At 42.7% G+C, this 16,891-nt stretch carries 16 protein-coding genes; 10 read left to right on the top strand and 6 right to left on the bottom strand.

Annotated elements, in window-relative coordinates:
• Positions 1-61 precede the first annotated feature (61 nt).
• The 5 genes from HY063_09930 to HY063_09910 all read left to right on the top strand — a co-directional run bounded on the left by HY063_09930 (position 62) and on the right by HY063_09910 (position 3,693).
• Entirely contained in the window at positions 62-955 is an 894-nt protein-coding gene (locus HY063_09930) for a hypothetical protein (protein ID MBI3502103.1), read from the top strand.
• A gap of 21 nt (positions 956-976) precedes the next feature.
• Positions 977-1,342 carry a preprotein translocase subunit SecG gene (secG, locus tag HY063_09925; protein ID MBI3502102.1) on the top strand — a complete coding sequence of 122 codons (366 nt, stop codon included), beginning with the start codon at positions 977-979 and terminating at the stop codon, positions 1,340-1,342.
• Positions 1,343-1,501: 159 nt separating this feature from the next.
• Positions 1,502-1,786: a co-chaperone GroES gene (locus tag HY063_09920; GenBank protein ID MBI3502101.1), complete on the top strand. Its 285-nt coding sequence runs from the start codon at positions 1,502-1,504 to the stop codon at positions 1,784-1,786.
• Between the two features lie 39 nt (positions 1,787-1,825).
• The gene (gene groL, locus HY063_09915) at positions 1,826-3,460 is read left to right on the top strand and encodes a chaperonin GroEL (protein ID MBI3502100.1); all 1,635 of its coding nucleotides are present in this window, start codon (positions 1,826-1,828) and stop codon (positions 3,458-3,460) included.
• Between the two features lie 71 nt (positions 3,461-3,531).
• A complete protein-coding gene (locus HY063_09910; GenBank protein MBI3502099.1) occupies positions 3,532-3,693 on the top strand; it encodes a hypothetical protein in 162 nt (53 codons plus the stop codon).
• Positions 3,694-3,705: 12 nt separating this feature from the next.
• On the opposite strand, the gene HY063_09905 is transcribed toward HY063_09910, so the two are convergent.
• The 3 genes from HY063_09905 to HY063_09895 all read right to left on the bottom strand — a co-directional run bounded on the left by HY063_09905 (position 3,706) and on the right by HY063_09895 (position 6,599).
• On the bottom strand, positions 3,706-5,256 hold the full coding sequence (locus HY063_09905) for an Rne/Rng family ribonuclease (protein ID MBI3502098.1): 1,551 nt from the start codon (positions 5,254-5,256) through the stop codon (positions 3,706-3,708).
• Between the two features lie 275 nt (positions 5,257-5,531).
• Positions 5,532-6,287: a tetratricopeptide repeat protein gene (locus HY063_09900; protein MBI3502097.1), complete on the bottom strand. Its 756-nt coding sequence runs from the start codon at positions 6,285-6,287 to the stop codon at positions 5,532-5,534.
• 15 nt (positions 6,288-6,302) lie between these two features.
• The gene (locus HY063_09895; GenBank protein MBI3502096.1) at positions 6,303-6,599 is read right to left on the bottom strand and encodes an HU family DNA-binding protein; all 297 of its coding nucleotides are present in this window, start codon (positions 6,597-6,599) and stop codon (positions 6,303-6,305) included.
• Positions 6,600-6,691: 92 nt separating this feature from the next.
• On the opposite strand from HY063_09895, the gene mutY reads away from it, so the two are divergent.
• From mutY to secDF, 5 genes are all read left to right on the top strand, one after another.
• Entirely contained in the window at positions 6,692-7,717 is a 1,026-nt protein-coding gene (mutY, locus tag HY063_09890; protein MBI3502095.1) for an A/G-specific adenine glycosylase, read from the top strand.
• 88 nt (positions 7,718-7,805) lie between these two features.
• Positions 7,806-8,225 carry a single-stranded DNA-binding protein gene (ssb, locus tag HY063_09885; GenBank protein ID MBI3502094.1) on the top strand — a complete coding sequence of 140 codons (420 nt, stop codon included), beginning with the start codon at positions 7,806-7,808 and terminating at the stop codon, positions 8,223-8,225.
• Between the two features lie 97 nt (positions 8,226-8,322).
• Complete coding sequence (gene gldE, locus HY063_09880; protein ID MBI3502093.1) at positions 8,323-9,621, top strand: gliding motility-associated protein GldE; 1,299 nt, start codon at positions 8,323-8,325, stop codon at positions 9,619-9,621.
• Between the two features lie 44 nt (positions 9,622-9,665).
• Entirely contained in the window at positions 9,666-10,283 is a 618-nt protein-coding gene (gene gldD, locus HY063_09875) for a gliding motility lipoprotein GldD (protein MBI3502092.1), read from the top strand.
• A gap of 105 nt (positions 10,284-10,388) precedes the next feature.
• Positions 10,389-13,520: a protein translocase subunit SecDF gene (secDF, locus tag HY063_09870; protein MBI3502091.1), complete on the top strand. Its 3,132-nt coding sequence runs from the start codon at positions 10,389-10,391 to the stop codon at positions 13,518-13,520.
• A 17-nt stretch (positions 13,521-13,537) separates the two neighbouring features.
• Here the strand turns inward: secDF and HY063_09865 are convergent, their stop codons facing one another.
• The 3 genes from HY063_09865 to HY063_09855 all read right to left on the bottom strand — a co-directional run bounded on the left by HY063_09865 (position 13,538) and on the right by HY063_09855 (position 16,821).
• Complete coding sequence (locus HY063_09865; protein ID MBI3502090.1) at positions 13,538-14,506, bottom strand: Omp28-related outer membrane protein; 969 nt, start codon at positions 14,504-14,506, stop codon at positions 13,538-13,540.
• 66 nt (positions 14,507-14,572) lie between these two features.
• Positions 14,573-16,231, bottom strand: a complete 1,659-nt coding sequence (locus tag HY063_09860) for a hypothetical protein (GenBank protein ID MBI3502089.1) — start codon at positions 16,229-16,231, stop codon at positions 14,573-14,575.
• 80 nt (positions 16,232-16,311) lie between these two features.
• Positions 16,312-16,821 (bottom strand): TlpA family protein disulfide reductase, encoded by a 510-nt coding sequence (locus tag HY063_09855; GenBank protein MBI3502088.1) that lies wholly within the window; start codon positions 16,819-16,821, stop codon positions 16,312-16,314.
• Between the last annotated feature and the right edge of the window lie 70 nt (positions 16,822-16,891).

Genomic DNA, 16,891 nt, shown 5'->3' with positions numbered 1-16,891 from the left:
GAATTCTTAATTCGTACTATTCGTTATTAAATTCGTTACTTCGTTACCAGAAAAATTAACGATGACCAAGCAAGATTTCATACAATACCTTTCTCACCCCGAAAATCTGAACGGGCATTCTATTTCTGCTTTGGAAAAATTAGTGGAAGAATATCCTTACTTCCAGACGGGAAGAATGCTCCATCTGAAAAATCTTCACAACCAGAACAGCATTGACTACGAAAAAAACCTACACATCACTTCCGCGTATGCGCCAGGCGGAAAAGTTTTATATAATCTCATTAAGAAAAAGAGAGAAGAAAAGTTAGAAGTGAGAAGTGAGAAGTTAGAAGTAGCACAACCAATAAATGAAATCTTTCCGAAGCTGGAACCGATTGCTGTTCTTCAGGAAATGCCGATGGGTAAAGATTCCTCGGCTCCGCTCGGAATGACAACAGCAAAGAAAGACGAATACGATGAACTTCAACTGCACGAAAAAGAAATGCTGCGCGAAGCGTACCGCACTTCAATGACGGTTGATTTGCTTCAGGAAGAAAAGTTCCAGGAAATTCAAACACCGAAAACTGAAAACCGGAAACTGGAAACTTATTCCTTCAATGACTGGCTGAAAGTTGTGAGCGGAAAAAATCCTGAATCTTCCGCGGAAGAAAAAACCGTTCAGAAAAAACAGCAGAGCGAACTGGTAGATAAATTTATTCTTGAAGAAACTTCCAAAGCAATTGCAAAACCAAAGGTTGAATTTTATTCTGCCGAGGCAATGGCGAAGAAAAGTATTTCAGATGACGAAACCTTTGTTTCCGAAACGCTTGCAGGCATCTATTTACGCCAGGGAAACCTTCCGAAAGCCCTCCGCGCTTATGAAATTTTAATGGTGAAGCATCCCGAAAAGATTCATATATTCGCCCCCCTTTTGGAGAAAATTAAAAAACTTTTACAAGACCAAAGGGGCAAGTAAACAAACTAAAATTTATTTATCATGTCAACTTTTCTTTCCATCGTCATTATTATTGTTTGCGCGCTTCTGATTTTAATCGTGCTGATTCAAAATCCCAAAGGCGGTGGCATTGCGTCAAACTTTATGTCCACCAGCCAGTTTATTGGCGCGCGCCAGCAGGTGGAACTCATCGAGCAAATTACCTGGGGATTTGTTGGCGGACTCGTGGTGCTTTGCATTGCCTTTGCCGCACTTGTGGGAACGGGCAGCAAGCAGGCAGAAACAAAAGAATCCATCGTGGGAAAATCGGAAATGCCAATGCCTGGCGGGAATGCCGCTCCGAGCATGCCTGCCCAGCAACAACAGCCGGCTCAGCAGCAACCTGCTCCTGCACAACAACCGAAATAAGAAATTTTGTCACTTCACAACTGACATTCTTTGATAAAAAATAAATTAATACTGAAAAATTGTCCGAACAAAAAATAAAAAGCGAGTTGGCATAATCTCTGACATTACGCCTCGCAATAAACTTTAAACCTTAAACTTAAATCTTAAACTAACAAAACCATGGCAAAAGTAAAATTCCAACCGCAGGGCGACAGAGTTCTGGTTGAACCCGCTGCTGCAGAAGAAAAAACCGCTGGCGGAATTATTATTCCCGACACAGCAAAAGAAAAACCGCAGAAAGGAACCATCGTAGCAGTAGGTCCCGGCAAAAAGAAAGATGAACCTATGACAGTGAAACCGGGCGATACGGTTTTCTACGGAAAATATTCCGGCACAGAAATCACCGTTGACGGAAAAGAATACCTCATCATGCGCCAGGACGATGTGTTTGGCGTAATCGGATAATTAAAAAAACAAAACAACAATCACAAATCAAAAAATAAAATGGCAAAAGAAATAACCTACGAAACAATTGCGCGCGATGCGATGAAACGCGGAGTGGACGCACTCGCAAACGCAGTGAAAGTGACACTCGGACCGAAAGGCCGAAATGTCATCATTGACAAAAAATTCGGTTCACCGCAAATTACCAAGGACGGTGTAACCGTTGCAAAAGAAATCGAACTCAAAGACCCGGTTGAAAACATGGGCGCTCAACTTTTGAAAGAAGTTGCTTCTAAAACCGCTGACCTTGCCGGTGACGGAACAACTACTGCAACTGTTCTCGCGCAGGCGATTGTAACAGCAGGATTGAAAAATGTTGCTGCCGGAGCAAACCCGATGGATTTGAAACGCGGAATTGACAAAGCAGTTGACGCGGTGGTTGCTGAACTGAAAAAGCAATCCAAATCTGTTGGCGATGACAACAAAAAGATTGAGCAGGTTGCAACCATTTCTGCCAACAACGATTCAGCAATCGGAAAACTCATTGCCGAAGCAATGGCGAAAGTGAAAAAAGAAGGAGTAATTACTGTGGAAGAAGCGAAAGGCACCGAAACCGAAATGAAAGTGGTGGAAGGAATGCAGTTTGACCGCGGATATGTTTCTCCTTATTTTGTTACGGATGCTGATAACATGGAAGCCGTTCTCGAAAATCCTTACATCCTGATTTACGATAAAAAACTTTCAGGCATGAAGGAACTGCTTCCCATTCTTGAAAAAGCAGCGCAAACCGGAAAACCTCTTCTCATCATCTGTGAAGACCTCGAAGGCGAAGCGCTCGCAACGCTCGTTGTAAATAAAATCCGCGGTGCATTAAAAATCTGCGCAGTGAAAGCCCCCGGCTTTGGCGACCGCAGAAAAGAAATGCTTCAGGATATCGCAACACTCACCGGAGGAACTTTGATTTCCGAAGAGCGCGGATTCAAACTGGAAAACGCTGACCTTTCTTATCTCGGTAAAGCAGAAAAAATTACCGTGGATAAAGACAATACAACCATTGTTGGCGGCTCAGGAAAAAAAGCCGACATCACTGCGCGTGTGAATCAAATCAAAACGCAGATTGAAACCACAACTTCCGATTACGATAAAGAAAAATTGCAAGAGCGTTTGGCAAAACTTGCCGGAGGCGTTGCCGTTCTTTATATTGGCGCTGCCACCGAAGTTGAAATGAAAGAAAAGAAAGACCGCGTGGACGATGCGCTTCATGCAACCCGCGCTGCCGTGGAAGAAGGAATCGTTTGTGGCGGTGGAGTTTCTTATCTCCGCGCTGTTGACGCGATAGAAAAAATGAAGGGTTCCAACGAAGATGAGTTAACAGGAATTCAAATTGTGAAACGCGCGCTCGAAGAACCGCTCCGCCAGATTGCAGCAAATGCAGGCGTGGAAGGTTCTGTGTGTGTGCAGAAAGTCCGCGATGGAAAAGGCGACTTTGGTTTCAACGCACGCACCGATGAATATGAAAACCTCATTGCTGCCGGTGTGATTGACCCGACCAAAGTTGTGCGCATTGCGCTTGAGAACGCTGCCTCCATCGGAGGAATGATTCTCACCACTGAATGCGTGCTTGCTGAAATCAAAGAAGAAAAATCCGCTATGCCTGCAATGCCGGGCGGAATGGGCGGTGGAATGGATTACTAAGTCAAAAGTAATTAATTCAAAAGTCAAAAGAAAACCCTCGATGTATGTCGGGGGTTTTTAATTTTTACTTCGTGAATAAAATTCTTAAAATAGGTCTCATCGGGTTTTCATCCACAATCGGAGTTGCAATTCTCTTGCGATTAATTTTTGGAATCTCTACCATTTACATCGCACCGATTGCTCTTCCGTGGGGAATGGTGGTGATTATTGGCGCGCTGAAGAAGAAAAATTAGATAATGTCAGTTCTAAATTTTTATTTCCTCTTCATCCTTGTTAAAGAAATGATATTCTAAAATATGATGAGAAGAAACGGGCTTCACGCGGATTCTTCTACCATATTTTAAAAACCATTTCTGGCTTTTGCTTGGAATACCTTTGGTGAAGTATGCTTCAAGAAAAGGATGAACCGCCAGCGTGATGTTTTTTTGGTTTTGTTCCTTCATCAAATAATTCAAATCTTTTTCAATCTGATCTACCAGCAAAATGCTTGACTGAATTTCTCCGCTTCCTCCGCAACTCGGACATTTTTCCGTTGTCTTTTCTTTCACCTGCGGGCGAACTCGCTCTCGCGTAATCTGCACCAATCCGAATTTGCTTGGAGGAAGAATGGTATGCGTTGCCGGATCGGTTTGCATGGCGTTTTTTAATTTTTCATAGAGCGTTCTGCGGTTATTCGGATTGCGCATGTCAATAAAATCACAAACGATAATTCCGCCAATATCTCTCAGGCGAAGTTGCCGTGCAATTTCTTCCGCGGCTTCCATATTTACATCCAGCGCATTTGTATCCTGATCTTTGTTTGATTGCGTGCGGTGTCCGCTGTTTATGTCAATCACGTGCATGGCTTCGGTGTGTTCCACAATTAAGTAACCGCCTGACTTCAGATTCACAATTCTTCCAAAAGAAGATTTTATTTGCTTGTCAATTCCAAAATGTTCGAAGATGGGCTCGCTCCCTTTATAAAATTTTACAATGCCTTCTTTATCGGGCGCAATCTGATGTATGTAGGATTTAATTGTTCCGAAGAGTTTATGATCGTTCACAAAAATATTTGAGAAGGAAGCATTGAGCATGTCGCGCAGAATTGTAATCGAGCGGTCCATTTCTCCGAGCATGATTTTAGGAGGAACTGCGCTCTTTAACGCCTGCCATAATTTTTCCCACTTGCTGATTAAATCTTTTAAGTCGGCATCGAGGTCGGCAACGCTCTGGTTTTCGGCAACGGTGCGGATGATGACTCCGAAATTTTTCGGCTTGATGCTTTGCACCAATCTTCTCAAACGGTCACGCTCTTCCTGCCTGCGGATTTTTTGCGAGAGAGAAATTTTTTCCTGGAAAGGAATCAAAACTAAAAATCTTCCGGGCAGAGAAACATCGGCAGTAAGGCGCGGACCTTTCTGCGAAATCGGTTCTTTCATTATCTGCACCAGCACATTTTGGTTTGAGTTCAGCACTTTGTTTACTTTTCCTGTCTTGACAATGTCTCTTTCGAAAGGGAAATTGTCAAGCAAATGTGTTTCGCTCTGTCCGTGAATTGCTTTGTTAGTGAATTTCAGCAGCGATAAAATCTGCGGACCTAAATCAAGGTAATGAAGGAAGGCATCTTTTTCATAGCCCACATCCACAAACGCTGCGTTGAGACCGGGCATAATTTTTTTTACTCTTCCGAGGAAAATATCGCCCACCGAAAATCCTGCGTCTGATTTTTCGCGGTGAAGTTCTTTGAGTTTTTTATCCTGTAAAAGAGCAATGACAACTTCCGAAGAAGTTGCATTGATGTATAGTTCGTTGTTCATTGAAAGTAAATTGAAATGTGGGAAGGATGAAATATTGGAATGGAAAAATACAGAAGGAAATAAAAATTCTTACTGTTAAATGGAAAATAAATCGTAGAAAAAGTTTGAAGAAAATATTAAGATGGACTTGCAAAATCCATCATTCCACTATTCCATTATTCCAATGCTGTTTACCTTTTCTTTTTGTGACGGTTTTTGCGCGAACGCTTTTTGCGTTTATGCGTGTTCATTTTTTTGCGCTTTCTTTTTTTTCCAGATGGCATAAATTTAATTTTTTACTGTTGTTGTTTTAATTTTTTAATGTATTGGTCAATGTCCTTTATTATTAAAGTATCCTTTACTCTTGTCTTATAATTTTCGTAACTCGTTATTGCTTTTTGTTTCTCGCCCATTTGCATGTAGGTGTCTCCGAGATAAACATACATGTCAATGCGCGTTGAATCTATTCTCAGAATCCGTTTGAACCGTTCAATGGCTTTATCAAACTGCTGCGAAGTTACGGAAAATAATCCTAACTGAAGGTTGGCGTCAATGTTATTGGAATCTTTCCGAATCACTTCCCTTAACAGAGAAATTCCTTTCATCGGCTGAGTTCCAAGCAAAGAAGAACTTTCCACAATGGCAGTTCCGAGATTTGTTTTGGCGGAAAGGTTTTCAGAATTAAGCGCCAATGCTTTTTCATAACTTTCAATCGCTCCTTTATATAGAATGGTTTTTTTATCGCCTTGAATTAATCGCGCGCCTTTCAGAAAATCACCGGCAGAAGCAATCCATGCTGTTTCTGTTTTTTCTTCTTCGGCTTTTTTCAAACTGCTTTCCGTTTTGTCGAAAATAATTTTCTGCTCGGAAGAAATATTTTTCTTTGCTTCTTCAAACGATGAAATAAAATCTGAATTCGCTTCTGAAACTTCTGCAGATTTTTTTTCCGAAGGAAGTTTCGGAGCAAAATATAAAAGCACTGCTAAAACAACAGCGAGAAGAATAATAAATTTTTGCCGAACCGTGATTCGACTTCGCTCATCACGAGTCATAGGAGGGAAAGATACTTAATCTTCCTTCACAGGAACGCTCTTCTTCAAACGATTCGCGAAAGATTTTGCCGGTTTGAAAGCCGGAATATTGTGAGCGGGAATCATGATGGTTGTATTGCGTGAAATAATTCTGCCCGGTTTTCTTGCGCGCCTTTTAATGAACAACGTTCCGAATCCGCGCAGGTAAATATTTTTTCCATCGCACATTGTATTTTTAGCAACACTCATAAAGGCCTCTATAATTGCCATGACCTCTTTTTTCTCAATTCCGGTTTTATCAGAAATCTTTGCGACTATTTCTGCTTTTGTCATAAATTTTAATTTTTGGTTTTTAGTTTTCTATTACAAAGGTAAGATATATAATCTAAAGATTGTTATTTTCGAATGTTAAATTTTTGAATGGCATGAATTTTTCTAAAATTATTTCGCAATGGTATGAAAAAAATAAACGCGACCTGCCGTGGAGAAAAACAAAAGACGCGTATAAAATCTGGCTTTCGGAAATTATTCTTCAGCAAACGCGGGTTGCGCAAGGTCTTCCTTATTATAGAGAGTTTGTAAAAAAATTTCCAACCGTTCGCCATCTTGCTCAGGCGAAAGAAGATTTAGTTCTTAAAACATGGCAAGGTCTGGGTTATTATTCACGCGCGAGAAATCTTCACGCAACCGCAAAATTTATTTCCAAAAATCTCAAAGGAAAATTTCCAGCCGAGTTTGAAGAAATTAAAAAACTGAAAGGAGTTGGAGAATATACCGCAAGCGCCATTGCTTCTTTTGCATTTAACAAACCTTATGCAGTTGTGGATGGAAATGTATTTCGTGTTCTCTCAAGAGTTTTCGGAATAAAAATTCCTATTGATTCAGCCGAAGGAAAAAAAGTTTTTTTGGAGAAAGCAAATTCTCTTCTCGATAAAAAAAATCCGGGATTATTTAATCAGGCAATAATGGAATTTGGCGCTTTGCAGTGCGTGCCACAAAATCCTGATTGCAAAATTTGTCCGCTGAAAAAAAATTGCGTGGCGTTTAAAAAAAATCTGGTGGGTGTTCTTCCCGTAAAATCAAAAAAAATAAAAATCAGGGAAAGATTTTTCAATTACTTCATCGTAAGAGATAAAGAAAAAATTTTAATCCGCAAAAGAACCGGAAATGACATCTGGAAAAATCTTTATGACTTCCCGATGATTGAAACGAACAAGGAAATAAAAAATGGAAGAATGGATGGATGGAAGAGCGGAAATTTGAAATGCACAGCATCAATGAGACATATCCTTAGTCATCAGGTCATTTTCGCAAAATTCTGGGAAATAGATTCTAATTCTTTTTCACAACCTCCGGATTCATTCTATATTAATGAAAGTCAGGCAAATAATTTTGCATTTCCTCGCCTTATAGAAAAATATTTCGATGAAAAATTGCTTAATAAAAGGTAAATCACATTTACTCAGCCGAATGGATTTTGAAATGCGCCTGAATTTTTTACCTTTGTAAGTTAAATTTTTACAACCAAAACTACTAACTATGGGAGGAGTAAACAAAGTAATTCTTTTGGGAAACTCAGGAAAAGATCCGGACATCAGGCACCTGGATGGCGGAGTTACCGTTGCAAGTTTTCCATTAGCGACTACGGAATCATTCAGAGACAAAAATTCGGGAGAGAAGCGCGAGCAAACCGAATGGCACAACATTGTGATGTGGCGCAGTTTAGCCGAGAGCGTTGAAAAATCTGAACTCAAAAAAGGCGACCGCGTTTATCTTGAAGGAAAAATCCGCACACGCAAATGGAATGACAAAGAAGGCCATCAGCGTTTCACCGTGGAAATTGTTGCCGATACTTTTACCATCATTAACAGGAAACGCGACAAAAACGGAGAAGATAACGGAACGCCTCACGAAACGCCAGCCGTTGAAAACGCAGGCACTGCTGATTTGCCGTTCTAATTTAATCACCGAAAAACGAATTTGTACGAAAACTACGAAACAAAAAATCGTATCTCTTTCGTATTGTTCGTAGTGTTCGCTTTTCGAAGATTTCAAAATGAGTTTGTTCATCGCCATCATATCTACCATTATTCTTCTTTGCCTGTCGGCATTGATTTCGGCTTCGGAAGTTGCTTTGTTTTCTCTTTCGCCAAGAAGCAGAGATGAACTGCGCAAGTCATTTTCTGCGCGCGACAAAATTGTTTTGCAGATTTACGACAAGCCGAAACTTTTGCTCGCCACCATTCTTATCGCGAGCAACTTGGTGAACATCGGAATCGTTCTCATTTCAGAAATAATTGCGAAAGAAGAATTAAATTTTATTTCCAATCCAATCGTTGCATTTCTTATACAAGTTATTGCAGTTACTTTTCTCATTCTTCTTTTCGGAGAAGTGATTCCGAAAGTTTTTGCCAACCAGCATTCGCTCAGCGTTTCCCGGTTCATGGCTTACCCGGTTTCTTTCCTTGAAAAATTTCTTTTCCCGCTGAGTTCACTGCTGATTGTTTCCACTTCGTTCATAGATAAAAAAGTGAAAAAGAAAATGCACACCATTTCGGTGGAAGATTTATCGCACGCGCTCGATTTAACAATTACTTCCGACACTCCCGAACCGGAAAGAAAAATTCTGAGGGGAATTGTGAAGTTCGGACAGGTGAGCGTGAAACAAATTATGGTTCCGCGAATGGATATTACAGGATTTGAATTCAACTCGCCTTTCAAAAAACTGATGGAAGAAATTCTTGCGTCAAAATATTCGCGCGTGCCGATTTATAAAGAAACCATTGATAAAATTTCCGGAATACTTTACGTGAAAGATTTGCTTCCATATTTGGATAAAGAAGATGATTTCAAATGGCAAACATTAATCCGCGAGCCGTTTTTTGTTCCTGAAAATAAAAAGAACGATGACCTGCTGAAAGAATTCCAGCATCGCAAAACACACATGGCAATTGTGGTGGATGAATTCGGGGGAACATCCGGAATTGTTACGCTCGAAGATGTGATTGAAGAAATTGTTGGAGAAATCAACGATGAGTTTGACGATGATGAACTTGTTTACTCAAAACTGGATGACAATAATTATGTCTTCGAAGGAAAAATTTCGCTGAGCGATCTTTCGCGCAAACTCAGTGTTGATTCATCGCTCTTCGAACTTCCGAACGGGCGCGAAGCCGATACGCTCGCAGGTTTTTTAATTGAGTTCACCGGAAACATTCCGAAAAAAGGAGAAGAGGTGAAGTTCTCCGCCAAAGGTGAATCCGCCTATGGCAGAAAAGATTTTATCTTCACCGTGGAAAGCGCTGACAATAGAAAAATAAAAAGAGTGAAAGTCACCGTTCCAATCGCAGTATGATTGTCAAATCAAAAGTTAAAAGTCAAAAGTCAAAAGTTTTTTTAGTGGCTGCATTTTTACTTCTTACTTCTTACTTCTTACTTCTTACTTCCTGTGGCAGCGACAGCGATGATATTGTTGTTCCCAAACCATTCGCGTATTATAGAATTAACTTACCAGAAAAAAAATATTCTCTCTTCAAAGATTCCTGTCCGTTTGAATTTGAATATCCGTCCAACTATGGAATTGTGCTTGCTGATTCGGATATGAATGCCGAACCCTGCTGGAAAAATATTGTGTATCCGAAATTCAAAGCGGAAATCAATCTCAGTTATAAAACGATTGACAAAAATCATCCGCTCAAAAAATATCTGGACGATTCCTGGACGCTTGCCACCAAGCACGAAGTGAAAGCAAGCGGCATGCCCGAAACGCCCATCAGGCGCGACAGCGCAAAAGTTTACGGACTCCTGTTCGAAATAGAAGGCAACGCTGCTTCCAACCTTCAATTTTATCTGACCGACAGCACGCATCATTTTATGCGCGGGGCTTTATATTTTTTCGCGCATCCCAATTATGATTCACTTGCGCCTGTGATTGACTTTCTGAAAAAAGATGTAGAGCGAATGATTACAACGTTTAATTGGAAAAAAAATCCCGCCATTCATGCTAAGGGAAAATAACTGCTTCATATTCCATTTTATTTATATTTGCAGCCCTTAATGAAAAATCCTAATTACATTGATTTCCTGTCATTAGTAATTCGATTAATTCGTAATTCGTAGATTATGCAAAACAAAGGCGCCATTCGGATATTCGCAATTATGCTCGGGCTTGCCTGCCTGTTCTATCTTTCATTTTCGTGGATAACCCGAAAAGTTGAAACACAGGCGCGCGAAAACGCAGAAATGATTGCAGCCAAACCCGAAATTGTTGAACTCGCAAAAAAGAAATCGAACGGAAACGCAGAAATGGAAAAATCCATTCTCGATTCTGTCCGCATGAAAGCGCAGAACACATTTCTTGATTCGGTAAGAAAACTTAAAGTTGATTTTCCTTTATATAGTTCCATTTTCACCTATGAAGATTGCAAAGAGCATGAAATAAATCTCGGTCTCGATTTAAAAGGCGGAATGAACGTAACGCTCGAAGTTTCTGTTCCTGACATTATCCGCAACATGTCTTCCAAGCCCGATGATAAAAAATTAAACCAGGCATTGGGGCAAGCGCGCGTCCGCGAATACAAAGAGAAAAAACCGTTTGCGGAAATCTTCGCGGAGGAAATGAAAAAAGTTGACCCGGGCGTTTCCATCTCCAGTTATTTCCGAACGATTGAGATGAAAGGCAAAATCGATTTCAATACGCCCGATGATGAAGTGGTGAAACTGATTAAAGAGCGCGTGGACGAAGCCATTGCCACTTCCGAAAAAACATTGCGCGCACGTATTGACAAGTTCGGTGTAACGCAGCCGAACATTCAGAAACTCGAAGCATCGGGAAGAATCCTGATTGAACTTCCGGGTGTGAATGACAAAGAGCGCGTTCGGAAACTTTTGGTTGGAACTGCCAACCTTGAATTCTGGGAAACGTATGAGAACCAGGATTTGATTGGAAAATTAGTTGACGCAGACAAGCGCCTTGCGGAAATTCTTTCTTCGGAAAATTCAGGCGATACAACTTCTGTAAAAGATTCTACCGCTGTTAAATCTTCTGAAATAAAAAAAGATTCTTCAGCAACTGCTGTCAAAAAAGATTCTGCGAAGAAAGACACCGCATCTCTTCTCTCGAAACTTGGCGCAGAAAAGAAAGACACTTCGAAAAAAGCAGCGGCTGCTAAAACAAACCAGGACACTTCCGCTATGGCGAAAGCAAAGCGCGAGCACCCGTTGTTCTTCTACATGCAGCCATTCATTGACCAGAAAGGACAAGCGGTTCAAGGACCTGTGGTCGGACGCTCGCTGATAAAAGACACCGCGCGCGTGATGTCTTATCTCACCAACGAAAAAATAAAACGCGTTCTTCCCGATAACGTGAAGTTCGCATGGACATACAAGCCGGTGAAAGGCGCGGAATCAGTTACGCAATTGGTGGCGCTGAAAGTTACGCGCAGAGATAAAAAGCCCGCACTCTATGGCGATATTATGACAGACGCGCGCAAAGAATACGAACAGCGCGGTGGCGGGCGCCCGCATATTTCCATGACGATGACCGATGAAGCCGCGCAAACATGGTCAGCGCTTACGGGAGATAACATTGGAAAAAGCATTGCGATTGTGCTCGATGATTATGTGTATTCCTACCCGACTGTGCAGGGAAAAATTTCCGGGGGAAGTTCTCAAATCACCGGTGATTTCTCTTCGCGCGAAGCAGATGACTTAGTAAATATTCTGAAGGCGGGAAAAATGCCCGCGCCCGCGCGCATCGTGGAAGAAACGGTGGTGGGTCCAACACTTGGTGCAGAATCCATCAGCGCAGGTTTCAAATCATTTGTGATTGCGCTCATTCTTGTTTTTGTGTTTATGATGTTCTACTATGCGAAATCGGGAATTGTCGCTGACATTGTTCTGCTCCTGAATACTTTTTTCATCATTGGAGTTCTTGCTTCGCTGGGCGCGGTGCTCACGCTTCCCGGCATTGCGGGAATTGTTCTCGTGGTGGCAATTTCGGTGGATGCGAATGTTCTTATTTACGAGCGCATCCGCGAAGAAATCCGCGCGGGAAAAGGAATTCAACTTGCGGTGGCGGACGGCTACAAGCACGCGATGTCTTCCATCCTCGATTCAAACATCACCACGCTTCTGCTCGGAATTATTTTATATGCATACGGTTCCGGTCCGGTGCAGGGATTTGCAACAACATTGATTATCGGAATTCTCTGTTCGCTCTTCTCCGCAATATTTATTTCGCGCCTTGTATTTGAAACCCTTCTCGGAAGAAAAATGGATATAAGTTTTTCCATTCCGCTTACTGCAAACTCTTTCAAGAATGTGAATTTCGATTTCGTGAAAAGAAGGAAAGCATATTACATTTTCTCCAGCGTGATTATTCTCACGGGCGCCATTTTCTTTTTCAAGCATCACGGCTTCACCATGGGCGTGGACTTTAAAGGAGGAAGAAGTTACTATGTGCGTTTTGAAAATCCTGTTCAAACGGAACAAGTGGGCGAAGCGCTGCGAAAAAGTTTTGGCGTTCATCCCGAAGTGAAAACATTTGGCGGAAACGAGCAGGTGCGTATTACCACTTCGTATATGATTGACGATACCAGCAGCACTGCCGAGCAAACGGTGGAACAAAAACTGAACGAAGGGCTGGGCTCGCTCAACAATAAATACAAGGTGATGCAATCGCAAAAGGTGGGCGAAACCATTTCACGCGACTTGCGCAACAATGCGGTGTGGACGATTTTATTTTCCTGCGCGCTGATGTTCCTGTACATTCTCATCCGCTTCAAAGGATGGCAATATGGATTGGGCGCAACGGTTGCGCTCTTCCACGATGTGCTCGTGGTGCTTTCGTGCTATGCAATCTTCGATGGCATAGTTCCATTCACTTTGGAAATCAACCAAGACTTCATAGCGGCAATTCTAACAGTAATGGGCTACTCAATGACGGATACCGTGGTGGTGTTCGACCGGATACGCGAATATCTTGCAGATAAAGGAAAGAGCGCGCTCATTCCCGGAGAAGAAAAAAACCGCATCATCAATTACGCGCTGAACAGCACGCTGAGCCGGACCATGATTACTTCGCTGATTACGTTCTTCGTATTGGTTGCCATTTTCTTCTTTGGCGGGGAGGTGATTCGTTCGTTTGCGTTTGCGCTTTTAATCGGAATCGTTATCGGAACGTATTCTTCCATCTGCATTGCCACTCCTATTGTAATTGATTTTGACAGGAGGAGGAAAACAATCGTGCAATAAAATTTCTGAGTTAACTTTCACTGAATTTTTTTTATTTCCGCCTGGAGAATTTCCCTGTAAGTGGGGCTGGCGCTGTTGGCATCAAAAACAAATGCGAGCACATAGCAATGCTTGTAATCGCACGGAGAAAGCGGAGTGGAGGCGGGGTTGGGTGAAAAAATAGAAGTGGAAAATCCGGCAGGCACATTGTACGAATAACTTTTAACCGCTGTATCATTGACAGCAATGGCGCCCAAAGCAATTTGTTCTCCGAAGCCGAGCCCGTTTCCGTTAATGTCATCGCGCAGCACATTGCGGAAAACATAATTCTGAACATAGCAGGGTGTGAGGGAATAATCTTCCTGCCAGTCCAAAATGCTGTCTTCCACAAAAAGAACTGAAAGGTTATACGCTCCGTTCATGGCTTTCAGAAAAGTGGTTTTGCACGAGATGCAGAGTTTGCGCGTGGCGGTGTTGTAATCGGTAATAATGTTAATGTCGGCATCGGGCGGCAAACTATCAATGCTCTGAAAAGCCGCGTCCCAGTTGCTGGGGTCAATAATGGGGCTGCCGCTCACAGAATGGCGGTTCACCAGCCCGTAAGGGTTTCCGGGGAAATTAAACACCGTAAAATAATTTTCTCCGGCAGTGCATCCCAGGTAATGGCTGAACGCTCCGGCAGGCGCGCTGCAGGGCATTGATTCGGGAGGAACGGGGCGCGCATAATAATTTGCATGAGCGGCAATGCCGATGAGTTTATTTCCGTAGGTGTTCCGCAGGTTTTCCAGAATCAAGGCAGCGCCCGGGCAGTTTCCGCAGCGCATGCCCGTGTATTCTTCAATGAGCACTTTGCGCATGGGCGCCTTCGCAGTAAAAACAGGAGGCGGGCATCCGGCAGATGAACTGTTTGTTTTCACGTAGGGCTCTTTCACTTTATCGCACGATAGAAAAGCAAGCAAGAAGTAAGAAGTAAGAAGTAAGAGGTAAGAGGTATGAATTGGTTTCATGAAGGACTAAGTTACAATTTTTTATTTTCCGTTTCGTAGTTTCGTAAGATTTCGTTTTTCGCAGATTCAAAAACTTGACGTAACCGACAGCAGCAATCCGTTTGATGCAGGCACATAGCGGCATACTCCGCCCACGCAGAAAATTCCCGCGCGCTGCCTGCCGTAGCCGAGCGCAATGCGCGTTGCATTTTTTACATATACAGCAGTCACATTATAGTAATGAAACCGTTTCGATGCATCCTCGTTTCCGTAATTATACATATCGGTTGCGCTCACTAACCAGTTTTCGCTCAGCCCCACTTCCACCAAACTCATCGCCCAGTTTTTCTGGTCCTGCTTCGCGGAAAGATGCTGGAGTTCCCAGCGGATGGATTTTTCCCCGGCAAATTTATAGGTGAGTTCGCTCATGCCGATGGTGGAATAAAAAGTTCCGAAGCCCTGAACGCCCTGGATGATGTCCTTATTATATGCCTGGCTGGCGAACAAAAGCATGAGTTTGACTTTCGGAGAAAACTTTTTATGAAACTCTATGTTGACATCGGAAAAATAAAGTTGCCCCAAACTATACAGGTTGGTGGTGTACCCGATTCGTGTGCTGTCATAAAAAGGAAGGGTGTGCGTGGTGTCAAGCCCGTAGGCGCGGGAAAAATTTAGCGTGATGTCGGTTCCGTATTTTCCTCCGAGCGCAGTTTCTTTTTTAAACTTCTTGCTGATTTCTCCGCGAAAGGCAATTTCACCGTTGGGCTGTGTGGCATAGGGATAAAGGGCGGGAAGCGAATAGGTATGCTGGCGCGCGAGAGAGGGAAGAAAATTAATATTCAAATCGCTGCCGGCAGCGCCACGGTCGCTCTTGAAAGAAAAATTATCGGTGCGCTTGGCTCCGAGCGAAAGCGCAAAACCCTTCATGGAATAATTTCCGTTGAACAAAAACGCTTCGCCCGGGCGGTAAATATATTTGTTGAATGCCGAAGGGTCGTTGAATTTAAAAGCGTACTCGCTCATTAAATTTATTCTTCCGCGGCTCACCGAAATTCTTCCGGCATACGCGCCCACGTTTTGTGGAACATTCAGCGCGCTGGTCTGATACACCACTTTGTCTCCGCTCTGGAATTTGCTCACAAAACTTCCGCCAATAATAATTTGCGTGGGCGATTCATTCCATTTGGAAATGAGTTCGCTCAGATGAACTTCTCCATCGAAGCCGCGCACAATGCCGGGTCCCTGAGAAAAATAACTGCGCTGCTTGCCGGTTAATCCTTTCAGGTAAAATCCGTGCACGGAATATTTCAGGCGCAGCCCGTCCAGCACATTATCAATGCCCAATCCCTTTTCTTCGTAGGCGCGCAGCACGAGCCCGCTTCCGAACTGCTCGTAAAAATTTCCGGCAGTTACTTCCAGTTCATCGGCTTTGTAACTGGCGAACCGGTAAGGAATGCCGCTTCCCTTATAGCGCGGGTCGTATCCCTGAATGGGATTGAGATAACTTTCGTAGCGCGCGCCTGCGGTGAAATTTCCCTTGGTGTAAATCACATTCATGAAACCGTTCATCAGCATTTTTTCGGGAACGGGTGCGGCACCAATAGAAGAATCGGGATTGTAATACTGCGCGTCCATCTGCATGTTGCCGTGAATTTCTCCGGCATTGGAAGAAGAATTATTTTCCTGCGAATGAGAAAGAAAAGGGAATAAGGAAGTAAAAAAAATAAAGTAGAAGGATTTTTTCATACTACATTGAGAATCTGCTCTGCGAATGTAGAATTTTATTCGCGGCATTCGCATGAGTTCGCATCGTTTGCATTATGCTGTCAATGCTCAATCTTTTCGCCTTTCACAAGTTTTCTCACCACTTCAATGTATTGCGCTTCGTCTCCTTCTTTGAAACCCACGTGCTGCCAAACAATGTTTCCGCTTCCGTCCACAATAAAGGTGTGCGGAGGCATGTTCACGTTCATGGCGCGCTTGAAATCAGAATTTACATCGAGGTAGCATTCGAATTCCCATCCTTTGGAATCCACATAGGGCTTCACGTTGGAAGAACTTTTTGAATCGTCAATGGAAATGGCAATGAGTTTCACGCCTGTTTCTTTTTTCCAGTCGTCAAACGCATCGGCTACGGTGTTGAGTTCTTTTTTGCAGGGGCTGCACCAGGTTGCCCAGAAAGAAATAATCAGGGGCTTTCCATCGTTGGAGAATTTAGCGCTGTTCACTGTTTTTCCATCGAGCGATTTCAAATCTACCGATGGAATTTTCCGCGTATCGCCAATGAAAGAAACAAGAATGAATCCCGCAAGCAGGAAAAGAATATTTTTTTTCATACGCAATTTATTTGTTCTTCTAAAAAAATCATCCCGTACATTTTTTCTGTACGGGATGACTTAAAACAAA

The sequence above is a fragment of the Bacteroidota bacterium genome (genome assembly GCA_016195025.1).
Taxonomy (GTDB): domain Bacteria; phylum Bacteroidota; class Bacteroidia; order Palsa-948; family Palsa-948; genus Palsa-948.
The sequence above is the reverse complement of the archived record's forward strand: the minus strand, read 5'-3'. Positions and strand labels throughout refer to the sequence as shown.